Annotated in this window: 24 protein-coding genes; 18 read left to right on the top strand and 6 right to left on the bottom strand. The window is 39.5% G+C overall.

All coding sequences use genetic code 11. The features are described from left to right. Positions 1–30 precede the first annotated feature (30 nt). The 9 genes from MHZ92_RS15300 (at position 31) to MHZ92_RS15260 (ending at position 7499) form a co-directional block, all read left to right on the top strand. Positions 31–465: a GNAT family N-acetyltransferase gene (locus tag MHZ92_RS15300; RefSeq protein ID WP_239432589.1), complete on the top strand. Its 435-nt coding sequence runs from the start codon at positions 31–33 to the stop codon at positions 463–465. Between the two features lie 296 nt (positions 466–761). Beyond that, positions 762–1196, top strand: coding sequence for a LytTR family DNA-binding domain-containing protein (locus MHZ92_RS15295; RefSeq protein ID WP_239432588.1), 435 nt, complete (start codon positions 762–764; stop codon positions 1194–1196). 10 nt (positions 1197–1206) lie between these two features. After that, entirely contained in the window at positions 1207–1671 is a 465-nt protein-coding gene (locus MHZ92_RS15290; protein WP_239432587.1) for a DUF3021 domain-containing protein, read from the top strand. A gap of 1 nt (position 1672) precedes the next feature. Beyond that, positions 1673–2398 carry an ABC transporter ATP-binding protein gene (locus MHZ92_RS15285; protein ID WP_239432586.1) on the top strand — a complete coding sequence of 242 codons (726 nt, stop codon included), beginning with the start codon at positions 1673–1675 and terminating at the stop codon, positions 2396–2398. After that, positions 2395–3120 carry an ABC transporter permease gene (locus tag MHZ92_RS15280; protein WP_239432585.1) on the top strand — a complete coding sequence of 242 codons (726 nt, stop codon included), beginning with the start codon at positions 2395–2397 and terminating at the stop codon, positions 3118–3120. Before MHZ92_RS15285 ends, MHZ92_RS15280 begins: the two co-directional genes overlap by 4 nt. 266 nt (positions 3121–3386) lie before the next feature. Then, complete coding sequence (locus MHZ92_RS15275; protein ID WP_239432584.1) at positions 3387–4685, top strand: NCS2 family permease; 1299 nt, start codon at positions 3387–3389, stop codon at positions 4683–4685. 167 nt (positions 4686–4852) lie between these two features. Continuing rightward, entirely contained in the window at positions 4853–5239 is a 387-nt protein-coding gene (locus MHZ92_RS15270; protein WP_370644764.1) for a MerR family transcriptional regulator, read from the top strand. Positions 5240–5273: 34 nt separating this feature from the next. Beyond that, positions 5274–6605 carry a hemolysin family protein gene (locus MHZ92_RS15265; RefSeq protein ID WP_239432583.1) on the top strand — a complete coding sequence of 444 codons (1332 nt, stop codon included), beginning with the start codon at positions 5274–5276 and terminating at the stop codon, positions 6603–6605. Between the two features lie 126 nt (positions 6606–6731). Beyond that, positions 6732–7499, top strand: a complete 768-nt coding sequence (locus MHZ92_RS15260; protein WP_239432582.1) for a hypothetical protein — start codon at positions 6732–6734, stop codon at positions 7497–7499. Between the two features lie 431 nt (positions 7500–7930). Here MHZ92_RS15260 and MHZ92_RS15255 read toward each other — a convergent pair whose 3' ends face one another. Then, positions 7931–8896: an arsenic resistance protein gene (locus tag MHZ92_RS15255; protein ID WP_239432581.1), complete on the bottom strand. Its 966-nt coding sequence runs from the start codon at positions 8894–8896 to the stop codon at positions 7931–7933. Between the two features lie 265 nt (positions 8897–9161). Between MHZ92_RS15255 and hpaB the strand changes: the two genes are divergently transcribed. Further along, positions 9162–10604, top strand: coding sequence for a 4-hydroxyphenylacetate 3-monooxygenase, oxygenase component (gene hpaB, locus MHZ92_RS15250; RefSeq protein WP_239432580.1), 1443 nt, complete (start codon positions 9162–9164; stop codon positions 10602–10604). A 79-nt stretch (positions 10605–10683) separates the two neighbouring features. On the opposite strand, the gene MHZ92_RS15245 is transcribed toward hpaB, so the two are convergent. The 3 genes from MHZ92_RS15245 to shc form a co-directional block, all read right to left on the bottom strand. After that, entirely contained in the window at positions 10684–11388 is a 705-nt protein-coding gene (locus MHZ92_RS15245) for a DUF421 domain-containing protein (RefSeq protein ID WP_239432579.1), read from the bottom strand. Positions 11389–11613: 225 nt separating this feature from the next. Next, positions 11614–12099: a DUF5661 family protein gene (locus MHZ92_RS15240; RefSeq protein WP_239432578.1), complete on the bottom strand. Its 486-nt coding sequence runs from the start codon at positions 12097–12099 to the stop codon at positions 11614–11616. A 110-nt stretch (positions 12100–12209) separates the two neighbouring features. Then, positions 12210–14060: a squalene--hopene cyclase gene (shc, locus tag MHZ92_RS15235; protein WP_239432732.1), complete on the bottom strand. Its 1851-nt coding sequence runs from the start codon at positions 14058–14060 to the stop codon at positions 12210–12212. Between the two features lie 120 nt (positions 14061–14180). Here shc and MHZ92_RS15230 point away from each other — a divergent pair, with 120 nt between their 5' ends. Together MHZ92_RS15230 and MHZ92_RS15225 are read left to right on the top strand one after the other, a co-directional pair. Further along, positions 14181–15320: a DUF2515 domain-containing protein gene (locus MHZ92_RS15230; protein ID WP_370644761.1), complete on the top strand. Its 1140-nt coding sequence runs from the start codon at positions 14181–14183 to the stop codon at positions 15318–15320. Then, positions 15253–15693, top strand: coding sequence for a CBO0543 family protein (locus MHZ92_RS15225; RefSeq protein ID WP_239432577.1), 441 nt, complete (start codon positions 15253–15255; stop codon positions 15691–15693). Before MHZ92_RS15230 ends, MHZ92_RS15225 begins: the two co-directional genes overlap by 68 nt. A gap of 68 nt (positions 15694–15761) precedes the next feature. Here MHZ92_RS15225 and MHZ92_RS15220 read toward each other — a convergent pair whose 3' ends face one another. Further along, entirely contained in the window at positions 15762–16400 is a 639-nt protein-coding gene (locus tag MHZ92_RS15220; RefSeq protein WP_239432576.1) for a hypothetical protein, read from the bottom strand. A gap of 256 nt (positions 16401–16656) precedes the next feature. On the opposite strand from MHZ92_RS15220, the gene MHZ92_RS15215 reads away from it, so the two are divergent. Together MHZ92_RS15215 and MHZ92_RS15210 are read left to right on the top strand one after the other, a co-directional pair. Then, on the top strand, positions 16657–17616 hold the full coding sequence (locus tag MHZ92_RS15215; protein ID WP_239432575.1) for an NAD(P)-dependent alcohol dehydrogenase: 960 nt from the start codon (positions 16657–16659) through the stop codon (positions 17614–17616). A gap of 223 nt (positions 17617–17839) precedes the next feature. Continuing rightward, positions 17840–18655, top strand: a complete 816-nt coding sequence (locus tag MHZ92_RS15210; RefSeq protein WP_239432574.1) for a ZIP family metal transporter — start codon at positions 17840–17842, stop codon at positions 18653–18655. A gap of 301 nt (positions 18656–18956) precedes the next feature. Here MHZ92_RS15210 and MHZ92_RS15205 read toward each other — a convergent pair whose 3' ends face one another. Continuing rightward, positions 18957–19826, bottom strand: coding sequence for a cation diffusion facilitator family transporter (locus tag MHZ92_RS15205; RefSeq protein ID WP_370644760.1), 870 nt, complete (start codon positions 19824–19826; stop codon positions 18957–18959). Positions 19827–20357: 531 nt separating this feature from the next. On the opposite strand from MHZ92_RS15205, the gene MHZ92_RS15200 reads away from it, so the two are divergent. The 4 genes from MHZ92_RS15200 (at position 20358) to MHZ92_RS15185 (ending at position 24557) form a co-directional block, all read left to right on the top strand. After that, on the top strand, positions 20358–21104 hold the full coding sequence (locus MHZ92_RS15200; RefSeq protein ID WP_239432573.1) for a YveK family protein: 747 nt from the start codon (positions 20358–20360) through the stop codon (positions 21102–21104). After that, entirely contained in the window at positions 21097–21801 is a 705-nt protein-coding gene (locus tag MHZ92_RS15195; RefSeq protein WP_304649654.1) for a CpsD/CapB family tyrosine-protein kinase, read from the top strand. Before MHZ92_RS15200 ends, MHZ92_RS15195 begins: the two co-directional genes overlap by 8 nt. A 44-nt stretch (positions 21802–21845) precedes the next feature. Then, entirely contained in the window at positions 21846–22613 is a 768-nt protein-coding gene (locus tag MHZ92_RS15190; protein WP_239432572.1) for a tyrosine-protein phosphatase, read from the top strand. 135 nt (positions 22614–22748) lie between these two features. Further along, the gene (locus MHZ92_RS15185; protein WP_239432571.1) at positions 22749–24557 is read left to right on the top strand and encodes a polysaccharide biosynthesis protein; all 1809 of its coding nucleotides are present in this window, start codon (positions 22749–22751) and stop codon (positions 24555–24557) included. Positions 24558–25123: the final 566 nt, after the last annotated feature.

Below are 25123 nucleotides of genomic sequence, written 5' to 3'. Positions count from 1 at the left end.
ACGAAAAACAGAATTAAAAAGGAGATTGCCATGGACACATTAACGATTCGTGAACTCCACTCCCAAAACGAAATTCTTGAAGCTTTCCCAGTTATGCAACAGTTACGTACCCATCTTGACGAGAAAGCTTATCTCGAGTTGGTGACGGAGGCGAAAGAGAAGGACATGTATCGATTATTCGCTTTGTATGATCAAGGTGAAATCGTTGCCGTGACTGGATTTAAACCAATGATAACGCTGTACTATGGGCGTTTTGTTTGGGTATGTGATTTAGTCACGGATCAAAACAAGCGATCAAACGGATATGGGGAAAAGCTTCTTTCATACGTGCATGAGTGGGCCAAGGAAAATGGCTATGACAGTGTCGCCTTATCATCGGGATTACAGCGAACGGATGCTCATCGATTTTATGAGGATAAAATGGAATATGACAAAGTAAGTTATGTATTTAAAAAAATAATATGAATTCGTTACTGACTAAAAGGCAATTTGGGAAATGAAAATCGGAGGAGCAAATTGAAACTTTCCAAAGACAGATGATTGTCTGTCTTTTTTTTGTGTTCAATTTTTAAACGGAACTGTGCATACCTGTTCCTTTAACTATGACATAAGTCTCTAACACTTACTTTTTTACTGTATAGTTAAGAGATATTATCGTGTTTTGAAATAAAAATAACCGTTTGTCACTCTAGATTGACCGAATGTCTAACATCTATTTACTGTCTGGAAAAAGCATTTTACAGTAAAGAAAGGAGAGAGCAATGAAAATAGAAGTCAAAATTGATGCGGCCTATAAAGAACCTAAAGTCATCATTATTACCGATAAAATAACCGATGAAGTAAAAAGCATGATGAAAAGGATATCAGAAAATCAAAAACTAACCGTGTTTTCCGAGGGAGAAGCAGCCATTGTTGGAGTGGATGATATTATTCGAATTTATTCGGAAAGTAAAAAGGTCTATGTGCAAACGAATCATGACACGTATTCCATCCGAATGCGACTCTATGAGTTGGAAGAGAAATTATCATCGAACCAATTTATTCGGATTTCTCAATCGGAAATTATTAACCGTGATTACATTGTTAGTATGGATATAAACCTCGCTGGAACAATCGGTGTTTTGCTGAAGGGCAATATTAAAACATTCGTATCGCGTCGGTTTGTAACAAAAATTAAAAAACAGTTGGGAATTTGAGGTGGTAATTATGCTGAAAAGGGTTTTAGGTCGAATGGGTACAGGATTTATTATTGGTGTCTTTTTAGGACAAGTCACACAGCTGATCATTTCTTTCTTTTTAGGAAACGGTGAGTTTATGCCAGTATCAGATCAATTCGGTGAGTTATTTGAAACGAAGTTGGCAGCTGTACTAACGCAATTCTTTTTAACAGGGTTGATTGGTCTTGTACTAGCCCTAGGCTCCTTCATTTTTGAAATAGGGCGTTGGGGATTGTTGAAACAGTATATGACCCACTTTTTCACAACAGGCGCAGTGTGGCTAACTGTCGTTTTATTGTGCTGGATGCCAGTTACCTCTATGGGCCTCTTCATTTTACTAGCTAATTTCGTAGGAGCTTACGGTCTAACGTACTGGATTCAACTATTAATCTCGAGAAAGGATATTGAACAAATTAATGCAGTCCTACAAACAAAGGAGACAGGAGGTAGTTAAAATGACAATTGAAGTAAGGAATCTCACAAAAGCATACAAAGATAAGGTGGTTGTGGACGATTTATCGTTGCAAATACAAAATGGTGAATTCTTTGCTTTACTCGGTTCCAATGGGGCGGGAAAAACAACGACTATCAAAATGTTTTCATGCTTGTCAGCCCCGACTCGTGGAGATGCATTTTTATCGGAAGATAGTATTGTATCGGCAAGGGAAGCGGTCAAGCAAAAGATTAATGTGTCACCCCAGGAAACCGCAGTAGCGCCGAACTTAACTGTGCAGGAAAACCTAGAATTCATTGCTAGGATTTATGGAAGTGGAAAAGAACAGGCGAGAAATATGGCGCTTGAGATAATGGCGGAATTTAGTTTATTGGATAAGGCCAAAACCAAGGCAAAGACATTGTCAGGTGGCTGGCAGCGCAGATTAAGCATTGCCATGGCGCTCATTTCAAACCCAGAAATTTTATTCTTAGATGAGCCAACACTGGGGTTAGACGTTCGTGCACGCCGTAGTCTGTGGAAAGTGTTAGAGGATTTGAAAGGGAAGGTTACTGTTGTGTTGACAACCCACTACTTGGATGAGGCAGAAGCTTTAGCGGATCGCATCGGTATTATGCACCAAGGGAGATTGCAAGCAATAGGGACTGTTAATGAATTAAAGGAACAATATGATATGGAAAGTCTTGAAGATATTTTCTTAGCATTAACAGAGGAGGGAGTCCAATGAGATTTGTAGCATTTGCCTCAAGAAACCAGAAGGAAATAGTACGTGACCCATTAACCATCATGTTTGGGGTTGGGCTGCCTGTTGTCATTATGTGGTTATTCACGATGATGCAAAAAAATATGCCAATGGAGCTTTATAAAATTGAAAATCTTACACCTGGCGTCATTGTGTTTAGTTTTGCATTTTTAACCCTATTTTCAGGGATGCTAATTGGAAAAGATAAGGGAAGTTCATTTTTAATGCGTATATTTGTTTCCCCGTTAAAACCGTCCGATTACATAATTGGTTATACGATTCCACTGATCTTCATTGCGATTATGCAAATTGTGGTTTGTTTTATTGCGGCTTATTTTCTTGAATTAAAACTTGATTGGAATGTGATTGTAGCAATAGGTGTACTTTTAGTGAATGCACTTCTGTACATCGGATTCGGATTAATGCTCGGAACATTTTTTACCGACAAACAGGTAGGCGGCATATTTGCCTTGTTCGTTAATATCGCAACCTGGTTAAGTGGAACCTGGTTTACAGTAGACATGATTGGTGGAGTTTTTGAGAAAGTTGCGAGTGTACTTCCATTTGTCCATGCTGTGGATGCAACAAGATTCGCGCTACAGGGGGAATACAGTGAGATTTGGGTTCCCTTACTATGGGTAGTTGGATATACGATTGTTTTATATTTGATTGCAATTGTTGGGTTTAGGAAGAAAATGAGTGACTGAACCTCAATAAGTGGGCTGTAATCTATTGCTCTTTCTTTTATCTTATCGTCTTCAGCGAACCCCCAAGACTTCCAACGAGACTTCTTATAGCTATACAGTGATCTCCTGAGTGTCCGAATATGTAATTAGTTGACTTCTTCACTATATCCCTCAAAAGGGATTTTTTTATTGAAGAAATTGTAATGTTAGTACTTGCCAATTGCTATAAAAACGAATAATATATAAAAGTAATCAAAAAATGTTCGTATTTTGGGGAGGATATCTCTGTGTTTAAATTAAAAGAAAACAATACAACTGTAAAAACGGAAGTCCTTGCAGGGTTCACGACGTTTTTTACAATGGTCTATATTGTCATTGTCAATCCAATCATTTTAAAAGACGCAGGTGTGCCGTTCGATCAGGTGTTTACGGCTACGATCATTGCAACTGTGCTTGGAACGTTATGGATGGCACTTGCCGCTAATTATCCGATTGCCATTGCTCCTGGGATGGGTATGAATGCGTATTTTGCTTATTCGGTCGTTGGAACAAATGGAATTACGTATGAAACAGCGTTCTCGGCTGTTTTCGTTGCGGGTCTTATTTTTGTTATTTTGTCTTTGACATCTTTCCGGAAAGTGTTGATTGAAGCCATTCCGGATAACTTAAAGCATGGAATTACAGCAGGGATTGGTTTATTTATCGCATTCATCGGGATGAGACAAGCTGGCATGATCGTCTCCCATCCATCGAATTTAGTTGCGCTCGGTGATCTTCATTCACCAACTGTGCTTTTTGCATTGCTTGGTCTTACTGTCACGCTAATTTTAATGGCGTTACGAGTGCATGGGGCATTGTTCCTTGGCATGATCGTCACAGCCGTCGTTGCCTTTTTCACGGGGCATCTATCCTTTGACCAAGGTTTCGTTCAAATGCCATCGCTTCCGGAAGGACTCATTGTGTCCAATCCGTTTACTGCCCTTACGGATGTATGGCAACATATGTTGTTCCCGGTTGTCTTTTCATTCCTCATGGTGACGATTTTTGATACGACTGGAACGATGATTGGAGTTGCGCAGCAAGCCGGCTTAATGAAAGATAATAAAATGCCACGGGCACGCCAAGCACTACTCGCAGATTCAGTTGCAGCTACGGCTGGCTCGATGTTCGGAACAACTCCGACGAGTGCATATATCGAATCATCAGCAGGTGTAGCAGCAGGGGGAAGAACTGGGCTTACGACGGTCACGGTCGCCATTCTTTTCATTGTCGCAGCGTTTTTCGGACCGCTTGTCAGTGCGGTTTCAGGCTTATCATCGATCACTGCACCAGCTTTGATTATCGTCGGCAGTTTAATGATGGGGGCCATTGCCAAAATCAAATGGGATGAAATTGACGAAGCCTTTCCCGCATTTTTAATCATCTTAAGCATGCCGCTCACTTCAAGTATCGCAACGGGGATAGCGCTAGGATTCATCTCGTATCCGATCTTGAAGGTCGTTACGGGAAAATGGCGTGCTGTCCATCCACTTGTCTATGTGTTTGCAGTTCTATTCTTTTATCAATTGGCATTTTTGCCGCATTAACATGAAGCTATGATAAGAGCAACTCTCATTTCAAATGGGAGTTGCTCTTTTTGACATCCATTCATGTAAAAAAATAGGCATTTTACTTGCTATTCATCAACCATCACGTTACACTTAGAGTATAACGTGATGGTTTGAGGTGATAATATGGGACTGAGAAACTAAAAATTAGCGATCTTGCTACTAGAGCAGGCGTAACGAAACGTACGATCGATCACTATACAAATGTAGGTCTACTTGTAATGGAACGTTCCCCATCTAATTATCGGTTATATCCTGTAGATATGATTAAGCGTGTTCATTGGATAGAAGAGCAAAAAAGGTCCGGTATGTCCTTATCGGAAATAGCCAAATTAATAGGTACTGAAAAGATAGAAAGTAAACCATATGAAGAAATAGACATTCATGAAATTCGGCTGCAAATGCAAAAACTAGAAAATGATGTGTCCAAAATGATGGAGACTTTAAGTGAACAAGAAAAACAAAGTCTAAAACAAAAAGTAACACCGGAAAGTGTTACTTTGATGCAAGCTTTAATACTACTCTTACAATAAGGAGGTGGGTGTTCTACTTTTGTAGAACAGACTATTGTCAACCCCCATATATTTAATTATATTTGCTTTACTCATTGCTTTAACAGCATTCTTCGTCGCAACGGAATTCGCTATTGTGAAAGTCCGTTCATCTCGAATTGATCAACTTGTTGCAGAAGGAAAAGCGGGATCACTTGCGGCTAAACATGTCACAACCCATTTAGATGAATACTTATCCGCCTGCCAACTTGGAATCACAGTAACCGCATTAGGGATTGGTATGGTAGGAGAGCCTACCTTTGAGTTTATTTTACATCCCTTGTTTGAAACGATAGGGATTCCGACGGACTATATCCAATGGTTCACAATCGGCGGAGCGTTTATCATCGCCACATTCTTGCATGTTGTTGTAGGAGAACTTGCGCCGAAGACAGTAGCCATTCAAAAGGCGGAAGCTATAACGTTGGCATTTTCAAAACCACTTCAAATCTTCTATAAGATTTTATATCCATTCATTTGGACATTAAATGGTTCTTCTCGTTTATTGCTCAAATTATTCGGTATTAAAGCAGCATCAGAAAATGAAATGTCCCATACCGAGGAAGAGCTTCGATTATTACTTTCTGAAAGCTTTAAATCAGGTGAGATCAATCGAAACGAGTTACAATACGTAAACAATGTCTTTGAGTTTGACGACAGAATTGCACGTGAAATCATGGTACCCCGTACCGATATTATCGGCTTTGAAGTAAATGCTTCTTTTCAAGAAGTACTTACAACAATATCAGAAGAGCAATATACAAGATATCCAATCTTTGAGGATGACCGAGATAATATGATCGGTTTCTTGAACATCAAAGATTTCTTAACACAAGGCATGACCAATCGTGTCCAGCCTGACACATTTAAATTGTCCGATTATATAAACCCAATCATTCAAACGATCGACATGGTACCCATTCAGGATTTACTGCAAAAAATGCAAAAAGAACGCATTCACATTGCGATTTTATTAGATGAATATGGCGGTACAAGTGGTATGGTCACGGTTGAAGATATTCTAGAAGAGCTTGTTGGGGAAATACGTGACGAATTCGATGCTGAAGAAATCCCAGAAATTCGTAAAATCAATGAAGATCACTTTATTATCGATACAAAAGTATTGCTTGAAGATGTAGAAAAGCTCTTATCCGTCGATTTCAACATAGACGGAATCGATACAGTAGGTGGTTGGTATTATACCCAGGATGCAGAACTAGATTTGTCCAAAACAATCAACCATCAGGGATATAAGTTCTCTGTCCATCTAAAAGACGGTCAACAAATTCAGTATATTGAAGTGAAAAAAACAGAATCCATAAAGAGTGAAGAGATAGTGGTAGCATAACATCTTCTGTACAGAGCGCAAACAACAAAAAAGTTTGCGCTTTTTTTCATGTATCGGCGAGTAATTGGAAAATGTTACAATTAAAAACACGTCGGCATAGTGAATTGATAAAAAAGGAGGGAACTTATGAAACCAGGTGAATTGATATATTTTCTTCTTATTGGAGTTATAGTACTGGCTGTAATTCTAGTGATTTGGCTTGTGCTTAGAAAAAGGAAAAAATGGGCGGTTGTTTTATCAAGCGTGCTTGTTATTGGTTATGCAGGATACTTTTTTTATTATCCTACATTACAAGTGAACACGCATGCGGAGCGATATGAACAAGTCGTTAATTATTTGGCGGAAAACTATCCAGATAAAGAGTTTACAATATCACCGAAAGATTATGAAGAAGGCTATACGGTTGGCACTTTTCAAGTGAATAATATTGAAACACCAATGATTGGTGTGATCCTTCGTGTTGATAAGGAAGGACAAGTGACGCAAACCGCTACTTGGGAAAACAGGGGATATCCAAAACAGCAAGAACTCTGGAGAGAAATCGAATTTACTTACGGGGGATACACATTAGATAAAGAAAAAGTGGAAATTGCGAAACAAGATGAATGGATTGATGGTGAGCTAACGGCATTTGCATTGACGATTGATGACATGCCGGCCATTGCGTTATTTAGTTACTCGAATGAAGGATATGGTTTATTGGAATTACAACAAGGAGCGCGTGAAGAATTTGTTTTTATTGAAAAACGCAGCTATATATTTATCTATATTGATGAACGCTATCAAGGAGAGATACTTACGTTTCAATTGAAAAACGGTGAAGACTACACGGTGAATGCTGACCAGAATAAAGGGAAATTAATTGTAGAGAGAAATAACTTCATTTATAAATAGGGGGCATTTCAGGTAGTTTCTTTGAATAATTAGAGCCTTTACGGGAAATTGCGTTTCAATGGGAAGCGACGCTGAGAAAAATGGAGGGGCTGTAGACTTTGAGTTATGCACTTGTTTTATTTTCATTATTGGTTTCGTCCATTCTATCTATTCTCGTATTAAAAAAGACAAACCATAAATTATTGAGCATGTTATCAGCCCTCTGTGTAAACATGGTGATTTTACTTACTGCATCGTGGATTTCTTACAGTATGAATGAGGAAGCACAAATTTTTGGAACTGGTTACTCAGATCTATATCTATTGACCTTTTCCATTCCAATAATCACTTGGATAAACTTTTTGATACTTCAATTTGTAAAAAACAAAAAAACGGGCGCGATTAATAAAAATGAAAAATGAAAGTCGACTGCTGATGTCGGCTTTCATTTTTTATTTATCTCGAACGAGTAGAATTGGGACTACTCGGATGTACGCTAATTCACATGCCAGTTCAATGATCGTTTGTGTGACGATTACCGCGGCTACCAATGTGCTTATCTCGTCTGGTAGAGCTATTGCAAGTGGAAGAACGACAAGTGAATTGCGCGTCGATCCACTAAAGACGAGGGCACGGCTCGCTCCGACATCAAGAGCGAACCACTTAGCGATGAAACGTGAAATGATTGGCATGATGATCATAAATGCAAGATAGATTGGAATGACTTTTAAAATTAGGTCCATAAAGACAGATAGTTTGCCGATCTGAGAGGCTACGACAACAAAAAGCGTAAGTGCCATGAATGGAACGGGCAGCCATGCCGAGATATTTACGATTCTGTTGCCGATAGACGCTTTTCGTGCAAGTAGCTGTATGGCAATCGCGATGACAAGCGGTATAACAATGAGACCGAAAAATGCCTCAAAGAAAGGACCTGGTTCTACTATACCTGTTGCTTTCTCGCCCATAAACAACCATAAATAAAGAGGCAAGAGAAGCATTTGCGAAATGAAAAGAAGTGGTGTGGAAAAAAGGACAATCTTTTCATTGCCACGGCCAAGCGCTGTAAAAACAATGACATAGTCAATACAAGGGGTCAATAAAACCAAATACACCCCGAGTAGCAACGGTGGATGGTCCTGCAGCAAGGTTGTTAAAAGCCATACGACAATTGGAACTGCTATGTAATTAACAATCAATAACCCAACGATATAGCGGCGGTTTGCAAATGCTTTTTTAAAAGCTACAAATGGAATCTGTGAAAACATACTGTACATTAAAATTGCAATCACAATAGAAATCGATCCATCTAATCGTCCTGCAAAATCAGGAGCTAGTAAGCCAAATCCAGACGCAATCAGTAAAACAATGACATATAGCCAAACTTGATTATTTTCCAGTTTTTCTCGAGTAAACATGAAAGTTGATTCCCTTCTTTTCTACATGATCCCATAGGGGGGTGCAGTTTCAGTACACGTGCACCCTAACTAACTATAAGCATTGGAAAATGAGAAATCAAAGATTCTAGTTATGATATCGGTACTAATGACACGGGTTAGCCGCAACTCCCATTCGCTATCGATAAGGAATATTACCATGCTCTATTTACATAAAATAAATTTAGATTGAACGACTCTAATTAATTTGATTTTAATAAATGGCGATTACATTGGAGAGTGGAATATGGGTGCTATTACTGGTAAAGAATATATTAAACGATTAAATCAATTGAATAACGAAATTTGGTACGACGGTGAAAAAATTGTAGGGCCGCTCTCTGAACATCCAGCCTTTAAGGGGCTCATTCAGTCAAAAGCGGCCCTTTATGATTTGCAACATGACCCAAAAATAAAAGATGAGATGACCTTTATTTCCCCAGTTTCAGGAGAAACGATTGGCCTTTCTTATTTACAACCTAAAACAAAAGAGGACTTAATAAGAAGAAGAAAGATGACTGAACATTGGGCTCGATATTCAGGGGGGATTATGGGAAGAAGCCCAGATTATTTAAATACGGTTTTGACGAGCTTTGCATCTTCAGTAACCTATTTGAAAAATAAAGAAAATTGCTTTCCGCATAACCTACAAACATTTTATGAATATGCCAGGGAAAATGACTTGTCCTTCACGCATACCTTTATTTCACCGCAAGTGAATCGTTCTCAAGTCTACATTGAAAACAGCGTCGAGCCAATTGCTGCAAAAGTCATTGGTAAAAATGATGAAGGAATTATCATTAAAGGTGCCCGCCTTCTTGCTACGCAAGGTGGTTTAACAGATGAAGTTTTAGTATTTAGTGTTGGTAAACTTCTATTTAATGAAGATGAAGCTTTTGCTTTTTCGATCCCTTCTAACACGAAAGGAATTAAGTTTATTTGTAGGGATACATTCATCGGAGGTCCATCTTCTTTTAATCATCCATTAAGCTCTAGGTTCGAAGAAATGGATTCGATCGTTGTCTTTGACAATGTATTAGTACCTTGGAATAGGGTGTTTTATTACAACAATGTGGAGGTATCTGAAGAATTTCCAATGGAAAGCCCGTTCCTTCCCTTTGCGAAGCACCAAGTATTAGTTAGACAAATTGTGAAAACAGAGTTCGTTTTAGGGATTGCTGAACTTCTTATCGAAACGATTAATATTAGTGGGTATCAACATATCCAAGAAAAGTTGTCAGAAATCATCATTGGTCTTGAAACGATGAAAGCCTTGCTGGAAAAAGCGGAAAATAACGCGAAGTTAGATGAGTGGGGATATATGCGGCCAGAAATTTATCCACTTCTAGTTGCTGGTAACATTTTCCCTAAAATCTATCCTCGTTTCACAGAAATTATCCAGCTTATCGGAGCGAGTGGAATGATTACATTGCCAACCGAAAAAGCTTTTCATTCTTCTATTAGAAAGGACTTAGATTCTTATCTTAAAGGAGCAACGAAGACCGCAGAGGAACGAGTGAAAATATTTCGTTTAGCGTGGGATCTAACAATGAGTTCCTTTGGAACAAGGCAAACCCAATATGAGCGATACTTTTTTGGCGACCCCATTCGATTAGCAAGCGATTTATATAAGAAATATCCAAAAGATGAATATGTAAAAGCTATTCGTAATTTCTTAAATCTAAACTGATGCCGCTTGTGGAAAAACCAACAGCCTAATTCCTCGCAAAAAGACAGAGGAATTAGGCATTACCATTTTCAGTTCTTACTCATCCTTTACATCGGTAAATCTTTACATCATCGCTATCGTCAACTGTTGCCAATAAAATGTCTGAAGCTTGCACATTATAATGTGTGAATTTAGTTTGCAACCACTTCATATCTTTGCCTACACTCTTCAATGAATCCATATCAATTTTCCCTTCTTTGACGATTACTATTGGAAAGGAAAATGGGTTTGTAGTGAGTTGCAAATCTTTAGGCGTTACTGGTAGATGCTGAGGGGAAAGGAAAAAGGAAATGGTTCCGTCTGGTTCCCATAATGCCAATGCTACTTTCTGAATATCTTTAATTTGTTCCTTACGTAGTTCTGATAATAAATGATCGATTGTAATTCTCGCTTTTTTTAGGTTCGGTAAAATCAATTCCCCATTCTTAATGAGTGGGTAGGGCGACGGTTCCATCAATTTGCGTAAATTTCCCCATTTTAACGTTGCATAAACTGTAGTGATGTAAAGAATGATTAATACTGCTGTCGAAATCAACGCACCTTTCATTCCCAGCTTTTCATCAGATAGGGGATGGGCTAAAGTGTTTCCGATAATCAGGGCAATGGTTAAGTCGATCAACCGTAACTGGGAAATAGAACGTTCCCCCATCAACTTTGTTGCAAATAATAAAAAGAAAAAGCCTATAATAGCACGCAACACCCATTGGATTGCTGTCAATGTTTCTTGTCCATAGAAAAAAGCCATTATTACTCACATCCTATAAGTACCGTTCGTATTTCTCTGTAGTATGTGACTGTAAATGGTAATGATACTTCATAAAATCGGGCGGTCTTTCTCCGGTTTCGAAATAGAAAAAGAGCCTAAAAGGCATAGCAAACTATGCAAATTTTAGGCTCGTTTTTCTTTTTTGTTAATCACACGTTACTCATCGACAATTGGATTAGGGGTATCCCGTTTTTTTCAATTGTATTATTTGTTCCAATAGGCTTTTGCTTCTTCCTCAAGTACTTTTAATCTTTTGTAGTAATCGGGAAATTCGTTCAGGTGAGCCAGTGCGATTTTCCCAGTAATAAGAGGGTTATCATCAGTGACATTTGTTTGGTTTGATTGTCTTCCGTGTTCAAGCTCAATGTTTACGCCCATCCAAAATTCGTTTAAATCAAACTTACTCTCTCTAAAATCAATGCCTAAAAGTAAAGCAATTGCAGCTGCTTCTTCTTTTGAAAAGGAGGATCTCACAACGTTTGAATTACTTGCTGGATGATCATTTGTATACCTAATTGGATTTGCATTTATTTCAAATGGAATGCTCTTTTCATGATTGAATGGACGAAAATAACCAAGAGTGTTTGCATGGTTGACTCCGGTAGGGGTGTAGGCATTGTAAGAATGTATTGGGAATTTAGGGTAATAAGGATGATGTTGGATGATTGGACCATGATACATTCTTTTCATTCCTTTCTCAACTTGTGAATTATCATATGTGTTAGGCAAAGGGAATGTTCGATACAAACGGAGGAAGATAGATTAGAGGTTTTTAATACAAACTTACTTTTCTAGTTGATTCACATCTCAAATTTCCTTTTGTAATGTGCAAGAGCAAGTAAAGGGAAGATATACTGATAGCTATGATAGTGGATATAAAATCCTCCTCCCATTCCTTGGCCAACAGGATACGAATCGGTCCAATCGGGTTGTTTGGAAGCTTCGAGTAAATAGGCGATTCCTTTATTGATTTCTGGTGTTATTTGATCCGAGGCTGCAATGAGTGCATCAAGCGCCCAAGCTGTTTGGGTACTATTGCTTGAACCGAGTGGGACATACGCATTTGCAAGGTCGCTTTTGCATGATTCTCCCCATCCACCGTCTGCGTTTTGTATCGAATGCAGCCAGTTCACCGCTTTTTGAATGGATGGATGTTGGCTACTTACACCCGATGCGGCAAGGCCGGTAATCGCTGCCCATGTTCCATAAATGTAGCAAATTCCCCATCGACCATACCATGAGCCATCCTTTTCTTGATGATGTAAAAGCCAGTCAATTCCGCGTTTGATTGTCTGATGATGTTTCGGTAAGTTCGTGTAGTTACCTAAAAATTCTAGCGTTCTACCTGTTAAGTCGGAACTGCTCGAATCCGTGAGTAAAAATCTTCCTCCTTCAATCGGAAGTAAGTGCACGATTGCTTTGTTTACATTTTTTTCGAAAGAAGCCCATCCGCCATCGCTATTTTGCATGGACAAAACCCATTGAACGCCTTTGTTCCAAGCTTGATGGAAATGGGGGTCTGTGCCGACCAGACGCGAAATGGCTCGTAGAGAAGCGGTTGTATCATCTATATCCGGGATGAATGTGTCGATATCCGAAAATCCCCATCCTCCAGGAATCACACCGGGATTATGAAGCGCCCAATCCCCATACGTAGTTTGTTGACGTCCAGCTAAGTAGCGATTTGCTTTTTGTACTACAGGATCAGTTGATAAGACTCCAGCTTTTTGAAGCGTAAAACTTATCAAGTTCGTATTCCAAACGGTTGCGGTTGTATATTGCATATGGATATGGCCTTGAATTGTGCTCTTCATCGATTGCAATCCACGGATTGCCTTTATTATTAGCGGATCCCTGTTGGAATGGCCAAGAGCGAGTAAAGCGAAAATCATAAGGAATGTCGAACTAAAATAACTGCAAAGGGTTCCATCCGGCTCGATGCGAGTGAGCATATATTGTTTTGCCCGATTCATTGCTAACTCATGGATCGTATGGGGGAGTCCTGGGAGACTTTTAAAACTGTGCTCAAATAGTGAAATCAACTGTTGTATGTCATGAAGGTTAAAGAATCCATCCGTTTTTGAGGATGAATAAAGATCGGACAAGGATGGACTTCGTTTCGTAGTTTTAACGAATTTTTTATCTGCCACAATCATGATGGGTGCGAGATTTGATCTTCCGTAAACAGATATATCATAAAAGTTGATTGGAAACTGGAGAGGTAAGAGGAGCATTTCTACAGGTAATGGGAAATAGGGCGGCCACTCATATTGCCCAGTAAGCGCGAGCATAATCTTCGTGAACAGAAGTGATTTCTCAATCCCGCCATTCGCTAAAATAAACTCTTTTGCTGCAAGTAATCGAGGGTCATCTTTGCTGACATAACCGGAATACAAAAGGGAATAATAGGCCTCCACTGTAGAGCTTACGTTCCCGTTCTCTTCATCATGAAAAAGTTTCCACGCACCATTCGGATCCTGCCTACTCAAAATTCGTGTCGTTAATTCCCGAATTACTTCTTCCTCATTCATTTCCAATGTCCGTAATAAAATAATCATGTATGCATCAGTAGAAATACCACTTTCAAACGGGTACTCCCATGATCCATTAGGCGTCTGATCATTTCTTAACTGTTGTATTAACCGGTTCATTTCATGCTCTACACGTAACTTCAACGATTTGTCATCTCCTTTCATATATGTATACAGCTTTTCATAATCCTATATGAAGAAGGATTTTAACGGAGGTGAACCGTGCTTAATATTTTTAGGGTGCTAGTCGGAAAATCGCGCATTCCGAAGCAGTTACTTTCCATAAAAGCTGGTTTACGAAACTATGATCATGCTTCTCGTCCAGTAGAAGAAGATTTGTCCAGAGAAGACAAGCAGCTCCTACAATCCATCCGGTTAAAAACAAATCAATTGAATGTGAATAATGTGACACGAACAAAGGCGTATCTTGATTTCTATCAGTCTCAGCCGGAAATCCATTGGGCATTTCTCGGTCATATGGTTTCAAGAAATGGCGGGTGGAATATGACGGATTTAAGAGGAGAGTTCCTTTCTGTACTCATGAATGAGCAAACAAAAGAGGATTTTTTTGCATTTTTAGAACGTGGCAACTGGCTGATCTTTCAGGATGCCTATCCGCAGTTTTTAGTCTATGAGGAAAGTGTCAAGCGAAATCAAAATCTGTTTTATTTATTGCCGTATTTTCATGTTTCGATATTTATGGAAGTCATTTGGAATCATTTTTGGGAGGAGCGGGATGCTTATCTGCTCACGGTTGCTCTCATTATTAATGAACAAAGTTATTTGGATAAAAGAATAGTGCAGAATCCTTTTTATGAGAAAAAAGTGCTTCAAACATTTGAGTTTGTTGTGCAGGATCTTCTTTCATTCAACCAAATATTGTTTCCTTACATAGAGAATGGACACCCATCAGAAAAGGCAGCTCTCACTGGACTAACGCTCCATCACTTTGGTTCTTTGCATGAACGGATTATGCTTGGAAAGCGGTTATATTTTTTGCTATATCATGATGGGAAGCTGTTCGAGAAAATTTATCGTTGGGCTGTGAACCATCCCCATACCGGTTCAAGAAAAGACTTCTGGCCAGATATTTTTAATGATATATACGGAGGGATACCCGGGAGGGCTTTCACAAGAAGGTTACAGTCTTGTCAGTTGAGAAGAGGTTCAACGAGATTGTATAGTCCTCGGCTTGAGCATGCATGGAAAAATGTTTCCCATTCCGAGGCGGAAGAAGGGGATTGGTTTGAGCACTGGCGTGTTATTGAATATTTAGTTGACATAAAACAACCGATTATTGAAAGGGGCTTTGATGAATACTGTGAAACACTTGGAAAGCTCGAGCTCGCCGCTATTGCCAAAACGGCAATCTTCACGTAACTCCTATGTGCCTACCGTTATTTTTGCTTCCTTACTAGGGACGTATGCAGAGTTATTTTTTGTCGGGAAAGGTTATTATGAATTTTCCGTTCGTCCGTTTCCTTATATATTTTCGATTAACATTCTTTTCACGCTTATCGTCCTCCCTTTGTTTACTTGGGTATTTCTATATTTGGCAAATAAAATGGTGTCGGGTTGGGAAAGGCTTGTTTTCATGATATTTCTAAGTCTCCTCGCTTCAATTGCTGAGAGAGTAGCGGTGCGTCTAGGATTGTTAGCTACTAGTGAACAATGGAGTCATTATTATTCGTTCTTTGGATATTTTCTGTTTCTTGTGCTCGTATGGATAGTATCTAGATCGGGTAAATCATAAGAGGAATCATGTAAATGCAAAAAAAGCAAACGTCTTCCTCGATGGGGAGACAGTTTGCTTTTTTCTTGTCAGTCTAATGTAGGAAATGTAATTAATATTTGCCCATTGCTATTGATTACCTCAATAATTTCATGATCGAATAGATAAGGGGTGTCATTTTCATCTTGTGGTTTGATTGTTTCATACATATTCCTTACTGATAAAACCGGGAACGTCACCGGTATGAATCGTCCCTTATGTAAGACTTTCATATTACCCATTAAAAATAATTCTTTGCTGGATGCTGCGAAACTTAAATGGCCAACTACCTTATTTCCTGATCGTAATTTAACATGTTGCAGCAAAGAAATTAGGCATAAAATGAAATCATTGATCACATCGTGAGACAGTTTTTCATAACCTTGCTCGATGAACAATGCGTTGAAGTCGTTCCGAATTTCTTTGAAAGAGAATACATTCTCGATCTTCTTCGTTTTTCCTTTACCGAGATTATTAATAATTTGCTTGCACTCATCAAAAAACTCCCTAATGTGCCCGCTATTATTTTCCCTCTGTATGACAAAGTCGCCAAGTTCTTTAATCACTTTATGGTCTTGTGCCTTTTCTTTAGCAAATAATAAAAAGCTTAAGAAATCCTTTTCGTCAAAATTCCTTTCTACAAACTTCTTGTAATAGAAGTCAAAGAGTTGTTGCTCTTTTTTATCCACTACCTTCACTCCTTATGTAGTTGTGTTTCGATGTACACATTAATTTATTTATCATACCACGGAATGATTTGTGATGAATATTATTTTCAATTCGGTAAACTACTTGCGGGTTTGAGGAATTTTAACCCGATATTAACAAGGTTAGTTGAGCAAGAAAATAAATATAATTGTAGTTTAGATAGGAAAACATTTTGAGTTCTATAAGAAAGAAATTCCGACTACAGTATGAAAGGATAACTAAAAGGAGGTTAGACAGATGAAGGCAGCGATTTATAGATCCTATGGCGCCCCTGAAGTTCTGGAGATTACAGATGTCGAATTGCCAACCTTTAAGGACGACGATAGGGTATTAATCAGAGTGCATAACGCGTCGGTCAATCAATATGACAATCTGTTTCGAAAGGGCTATTTGCCTACTAGGTTACAGAATGGTCTAACAAAACCCAAAACACTAATTCTTGGTATAGACGTTGCGGGTACTGTAGAAGCGGTCGGCAAAAATGTACAAAGGTTTAAGGTTGGAGATCGGGTCTTTGGGAGTTGTCTCGGATCACATGCTGAATTTGTTTGTCCTCACCAGAGTGGTTTATGTTTTATGCCGAAGAATGCAAGCTTTAAGGAAGCAGCGGCTATTCCATGTGCTGCTCAAACAGCGTTGCAAGCATTACGTGATATAGCCCAAGTAAAGCAAGGGCAAAAAGTTTTGGTCTATGGTGCATCAGGTGGAGTTGGACATTTTGCTGTTCAGCTTGCATCATACCTCGGGGCTGAAGTAACCGCTGTGTGCAGTACATCAAATCTGCAGTGGGTGAAAGAGCTTGGTGCACATGAGATAATTGATTATACTAAGAAAGATTTCGCAGAGAATGGAAAAAAGTACGACGTCATTCTAGATGCAGTAGGGAAACGGACTTTTTTCAGTTGCTTGCGTTCTCTCACTGAGACAGGTGTTTATATAACAGAACATGCATTTTACCCTATGTATCACCCTTTGCAATTAATGGTAAGTTCCTTGAGACGTCACAAAAAAGCAAAGATTCATCTTGCAAGACCGAATGATAAGGATTTGGATTTCTTATGTACATTAGTGGAGGAAGGGAAACTAAAACCTGTTATTGAAAAATGCTACCCATTGGATCAGATTAAAGAGGCACACAGGCATATTGATAGAGGGCGCACAAAGGGAAAAATTGTTCTGGATATTACGTCAGAGTGACTGTATCTCTATTGTTACATTTATTTCCACATGATATTCACATAAAACAACTATTTAAAATGATTATATATTAAAACGAAGTATATCCTAGCCATATTGGTAGGGTGTACTTTTTTGTTTTAACGGCATTGTTTCCATTTATAGACAAACGAATAATTAAAGTTGCACAAAGGAAACTTTTCGCATACAATGACATTACAATTAAAAGTGTTGGGGGGATAAGATGGTTGAGTATTTTTTATCACTAAGTCCAGTATACCAAGCGCTTATTGCGACTCTATTCACGTGGGGGATGACTGCGTTAGGAGCTGCATTGGTATTCACGACAAAAACAATGAATCAGAAACTAATGGACGGAATGTTAGGATTTGCGGGCGGAGTCATGATCGCCGCAAGTTTTTGGTCATTGCTTTCGCCAGCCATTGAAATGGCGGAAAGTGGTCCTATGCCATCGTGGTTTCCTGCCGCTTTTGGGTTCTTATTAGGAGGCTTATTCCTATGGGTGGCGGATAAGATCATTCCTCATTTACATCCAAGTTCTCCCATAAAAGATGCGGAGGGCATAAATCCTGAAAGAAAAAGACGCAGCACACTTCTCGTTTTTGCGATTACGTTGCATAACATACCCGAAGGGCTTGCAATTGGAGTCGCCTTCGGTGCAGTAGCAGCTGGATTTGAATCCGCCTCATTGGCAGCCGCTATCGCGTTGGCTGTTGGGATAGGAATTCAAAATTTACCTGAAGGTACGGCAGTGTCCATGCCATTGCGTAGAGACGGCATGTCTCGTCGGAAAAGTTTCTTTTACGGCCAGTTTTCAGGAATGGTGGAGCCTATTTCAGCGGTAATCGGTGTCCTTGCTGTATCGTTCATGACCCCGATCCTCCCGTTTGCGCTAAGCTTTGCAGCGGGTGCGATGATTTTCGTCGTCGTGGAAGAGGTAATTCCAGGGTCTCATGAAAACGGCAATAAAGATTTAGCATCCATTTGCTTAATGTTAGGCTTTGCTGTCATGATGATATTGGACGTAGCGTTCGGATAACAAGTAAAAAGGAACTGTCCAGAAAGTCGGTGACTTTTTGTGACAGTTCCTTTTTGTAATTAATCGCGTCCAAAGTGAGCTCCCGCGCGTCCAAAGTGAACTACTCCGCGTCCAAAGTGAGCTCCCGCGCGTCCAAAGTAAGGTGCTCCGCGCTCAAAGCAAGCCTCCACGCGCTCAAAGCAAGCCTCCACGCGCTCAAAGTAAGCCGCCCCGCGCTCAAAGTGATCCCCCTCGCGCTCAAAGTCAACCGCTCCGCGCTCAAAGCCATCCGCTCCATGCGCTCCAATCCATCCTCAATCCATCAATTCGGCTCGACATGGACATGGACGTCATAGACGCCGTGGTCAAGGATCATAATTTGTTCGACTTGTGTTGCGATATTATGGGCTTCTGTAATCGTGAGTGTCGAATTGACGAGGATGACGACATCAATCACTTCATTATTCCCGTAGTACCTGCCTTTAATGGCTTTAATCCCTTTAACGCCTTTCACTTTTCCGATGACGTTTTGATAAAGGCTGATTTTTTCTACATCAAACCCATCTGAAAGCTGATGGGAAGCTTGTTTGAAAATATCCCATGCTGTTTTACAAATTAATAATCCAACGATGAGTGCTGTAAGCGTATCAAGCCAAGGCATGCCTAGTTGTGAACCGAATATTCCTACCGCAGCCCCGATACTGACCCAAGCATCCGAAATATTATCTTTTGCAGCTGCCATAACGGCTGTGCTATTTATTTGAGTGGCGATTTTTTTATTGTAACGATAAACAAAATACATCACAATTGCCGAGAAAATGCCGACATACCCAGCCCCGATGTGAGGGGATTCTTTTCCGCTTTCAAACATTGAGGAAATTGCATCATTTAACACTTGGATCCCAACCGCCAACATAATGAATGAAGCTACCATAGAAGCAATTGTTTCACTTTTCCAATGGCCATAGCCGTGATCCTTGTCAGGTGGTCTGCGGGAAAGTCGCAGACCGACAAGAACAGCGATCGATGCAATAATATCGGTTGTATTGTTTAGACCATCTGCCTTCAGTGCAGCAGAGTCACTCAAATACCCGATCACTAATTTTAAGATAGAGAGAAGAATGTAAGCAATGATACTGATCATTGCTCCACGCTCTCCTAATTTAAGATCATTATATTTCTCGTTATCCACGTTTTAGCCTCCATATGAGTCATCGTTCCCCGATTGACAATATTTATTAACTCCGCGTATCTTGCCTAAAGTTTTCCCTGAAGCAACAAAAACCCTCGACTGCATCCAGTCGAGGGTTAGGGATTTTTTGAAATAAAGTATATGTCATATGTATGTTGTAACATCTGTATCACTCTTTAGTATTTTGGCGTCTACCCACGATAACATGGATTGCTGAAATAAACAAGTTTTGGCAACCGATTAATCGGTGTCGCCCATAAGTAACGATTTTTCAATTATACGGTCTCAAAATATGAATAGTATGACTTAATTATACAGGGGGTAAGTAATACTAAATAAAATCCGTACAACTGTGGCAGATATTGTAATCACTGAATATGATAAATACAGAGACTTGAAATAAGGAGCCATCTACGTCTATTGAAGTAGGCAAAGCATTAAGCTACTCTAGAACTTTTTTAGCAATAAAACGGCCTTGAATTACAAAGCGTGTCAGGGGTATCGGGACAATCCGCTGTAAAGGGGAGTATTATGCCTGTTGAAGAAACGATCAGTCTACATGATTTGATTAAAGTATTAAGAAAGCGGTTCGTATTCATTATCAGTACGGCCCTATTCGCAGTGATTATAACTGGAATCGTCAGCTACTATTTCTTAACGCCTATTTACCAAGCGTCAACACAAATACTCATTAATCAGAAACAGACAGAACAATTCCAAGTTAGTACACAGGCCATTCAGACAAATATTCAACTCATCAATACATATACAGTCATTATCAAAAGCCCGGCAATTCTTACGAAAGTAATTGAAAATCTGGACTTGGATACAACACCGGCTGATCTTGAAAAAATGATAAAGGTTGAAACTACACAAGACTCCCAAGTTGTTAATATAAGTGTTGACGATCCGGATCATCATCGTTCTGTCGATATAGCCAATATGATCGTAGAAGTTCTCCAAGAGGAAATCCAACTATTAATGAACGTGAATAATGTTTACATCCTTTCGCCGGCGGTCTATCTCGAGAATCCATTTCCGGAAAAGCCAGATCCGTTGCTTAATATGACAATCGCGGCTGTCAGTGGATTGATGATTGGAGTCGGAATGGCATTCCTTCTAAATTATTTAGATATGACCGTTAAAACAGAGCAGGATATTGAAGAAATATTAGGATTTCCAGTGATTGGGATTGTAAGTCCGATTTCAGAAGGGAATGGCATTAAATTAAAAGGGTTATTAGGCCGTAGACGGAGAAAGGGACAGAAGGATGGCTAAGAAGACAAAGAAGAAAAGTCGGATAGCGGCACGTAAACTTGTTACGAGAGATGATCCTAAGACGATTGTTTTAGAGCAATTCCGTATGATTCGAGAGAATATTAACTTTCTGAGGCCGGATAAGAAGTTAAAGACCCTCCTTTTCACTTCCGCTTCTGCTGGGGAAGGTAAGTCGACATTGGCAGCAAACGTCGCCATCGTTTTCGCACAAACTGGGAAGAGAGTACTTCTAGTCGATGCGGATATGAGAAAACCTACGACACATTATACGTTTAGAACGCCAATTTCGCCTGGCCTATCCCATTTATTAACAAGACAAAGAGGTTTGGATGAGGTAATTAAAAGAACCCAAATTAAAGGGCTAGAACTCGTTACTTGTGGAACGATGCCTATAAACCCCGCCGAGCTCCTCGGTTCAAAAGTAATGGATGATATCATCACTGAAATGAAATCCAGGTTTGACATTATCATCATCGACGCACCTCCAATTCTTTTAGTTGCTGACGCCCAAATTCTTTCAAATAAATGTGATGGAACCATTCTAGTCGTCAGTTCTGGAAAAACTGAGAAAAACGAAGTTAAAAAGGCCAAAGGGTTATTAGAAACATCTAAGGCAAATGTCTTAGGAGTCATTTTGAACAACTATAAACTTGAAAAAGACCATTACTATTACGACTATAAAGGTGCTATAGAATAGTATGCTTCAATCTTTACTCTGTTATCGCTAGGAAGGGGAGACAAATGATCGACATGCACAGCCACATCCTGTTTGGTGTGGACGATGGACCGAAAACGATAGAGGATACAATACGTATTGTCGAAAAAGCAGCGAAACAAGGAATAAAGGACATGATTGCAACACCACATGCTTTCAGTCCTCATTATCATGTGCCAAAAGAAGAAATTGAAGGTCAAATTCGACTGCTTACAGATTGCTTGCAGGCAGGGGGCTATCCAATTAATCTTCACACCGGACAGGAAGTGCGGCTTCATGAACAGGTCCTAGAAAAAATTATAAAAAATGAAGCGATGACACTTGCTGGATCTCGTTATCTACTACTCGAACTGCCTTCCCAATCCATTCCTCTTTATACAGTAAGTGCAATACAATCGATGCTCGAAAATGGAGTCATACCAATTATAGCCCACCCCGAACGAAACAGAGCCATTGCTGAAAAACCCGCTCGACTCGAACAATTAATTCGACATGGTGCGTTTGCACAGGTGAATGCAGGAAGCCTTTCGGGTCATTTCGGGAAAAGTGTTCAAAGACTTTCCATTCAACTTGTCGAAGCGAATCTAATTCATACATATGGATCGGATGTTCATGATACTAAAACGAGACCATTATTGTTCAGAGAAGGACTTGGCTTTCTAGAAAAAAAGAAAAAAAACGACAGTATTGACATCCTGTTAGAGAACAACAAACGTATTTTAACAGACGAGCCATTCATCATTCTAGACCCGGAAATGCCAGTGACAAAAAAATGGTGGAAACCTATGAACTAACACCCGGTTACTTTCAAGTCTAGTGAGTATTCTGGAAAGGAGACTAAAATTTACAGATGTCATTTGAGGGCGTCGATAAATTATTACATAATCGAGGCAATAATTGGGGTAGGAAGGAGCGGGGCCCTCGTGTTAATGAGGATGAGAATGAGAACGAGCATACTAGCAATTGTCGATTCCCTTATTGTCCTATTTTCAATCTATGTCGGGTACTTCATCTTATATCCATTCATCAATGTATTCACAAACAAAATGCTCTTCATAAGTGTCGTCACCATTCAAATTGCGCATCACTTCTTCGCGTGGAAGTATGGACTCTATAGGAAAGCGTGGTCCTATGCGTCGACGGGGGAATTGAATTCGATCTTCAAGGCAGTCACATTGACCATTACAATTGCCTTGGTTGTCCAAACTGTTCTTTTGCATGAAGTATCTTATAGGGCACTCATACTCACATGGATGCTACATATACTTTTAATCGGCGGATCGAGATTATCGATTCGAATGATGCACGACATGATCAACCGAAGAAAGAATATCGAGACAACTCGCATAATGATTGTCGGAGCAGGCCAGGCAGGGACAATGATAGCTCGTCAAGTCCTTCAGAATCCTAAATCAGGAATGAAGCCCGTCCTCTTCGTTGACGATAACCATTCTAAAAGTGGATTAGAGATTTATGGAGTGAAAGTCGTCAGCGGTACAATGGATATTCCAAAGCTCGTAAAAGAATATGATGTTGAAAAGATTGTCATCGCTATTCCATCCCTCTCAAAACAGGATATGTTGGAACTATCAAAACTCTGTATTGATACCGGTGTGAAGACAATGACAATCCCGCGGATCGAGGACTTGATGACTGGGAAAGTTTCCGTCACAGACATGCGTGACGTGAAAATAGAAGATCTCCTCGGTAGAGAAGAAGTTGAGCTTAACTTGAAAGCAATTGAAGAAAAGCTTTCTAATAAGATAATCCTCGTCACTGGCGCGGGAGGGTCAATCGGATCAGAAATCTGCCGGCAAGTGAGCAAATTTAAGCCGAAAAGCATCATACTAATCGGGCATGGTGAAAACTCGGTTTACAACATAGATATGGAATTAAGAAATAGCGTGGAAGCTCATACAAAAATTATCCCAGTTATCGCGGATATTAAAGACCGTATGAGGATTTTTGAAATAGTTAGTGAGTTCAAGCCAGATGTCATCTATCATGCAGCAGCATACAAACATGTCCCGTTAATGGAAGCAAATCCAACAGAAGCCGTCAAAAATAACATATTTGGTACAAAAAATATCGTTGAAGCTGCAGACACATTTAACGTCTCCTATTTTGTCATGGTCTCTACCGACAAAGCGGTCAACCCTACGAATATCATGGGCGCATCTAAACGGTTCGCTGAGATCATTGTGCAGAACCTTGCGAAGGAAAGTAAAACAAAGTTTGCTGCAGTGCGTTTTGGCAATGTGCTAGGGTCTCGCGGCAGTGTCGTCCCACTGTTTAGAGAGCAGATTAAACAAGGAGGCCCCATTACAGTCACAGATCCTGAGATGACAAGATATTTTATGACAATACCCGAAGCTTCTCAACTTGTTATACAGGCTGGAACGCTTGCGATGGAGGGGGAAGTGTTTGTACTCGACATGGGCGAACCGGTTAAAATAGTCGATCTAGCGAAAAACTTAATTAAACTATCGGGGTATCGTGAAGACGAAATCGGGATTGTTTATACTGGAATTCGTCCAGGCGAAAAACTTTTTGAAGAGCTCTTGAATGAAGATGAAATTCAAAATGAACAAATTTTCCCTAAGATTTATGTAGGAAAGTCAACACCCATTAGCAAGAAGGAAATGAACAAAGTGCTTGAAAAACTCTTGGATATTCCAGTAGATGATATGAAGAAGACGTTAATTGACTTAGCTAACCGTAAAACGTCTGAAACATAAAAGAAAATATCTTGAATGAGTCAGCATAAAGGCCTCATACAGAGTTTAGATTATTATCATTCGATTATACGAGGGAGATAATAATGAATTCAAACAAATTGATTCCCATCCTTCTTGGCATCGCATTAAGCTCAACAACCTTTACGAAAATAAGGTTTATCGGCCCGATTGGAATAGGGGAACTGTTATTACTCCTTACGGCGATATTCATCATCATTCAACTAACCTACAACCAAAAACTATATATATGTGAAAAAAGTGTTAAACTAGTTTTTCTTTTATACTCCTTTATATTATTGGCTTTCATTTCTAATTTGTTCGGGGCATTCAATGGAACAATTGAAATAATAAACTTTAGGGATACCGTTGCGCTTTTAATTCCTATTGCGTTAATACTCCTCGTCGTACATTTACCCGATTATCAAAACGTATTGAAAAAAACAGCTTATCATTTTTATTTTTTCTCACATGCCTATATTTATTTTTGCTTAATCTACTTATTAGTGATCCACAACTTCTTATATATCGATTTCTTTTTTTATTACTCCACAAGATTTAGTGGACTT

Source organism: Sporosarcina sp. ACRSL (assembly GCF_022346605.1).
In the GTDB taxonomy this organism is placed as follows: domain Bacteria; phylum Bacillota; class Bacilli; order Bacillales_A; family Planococcaceae; genus Sporosarcina.
The sequence above is the reverse complement of the archived record's forward strand: the minus strand, read 5'-3'. Positions and strand labels throughout refer to the sequence as shown.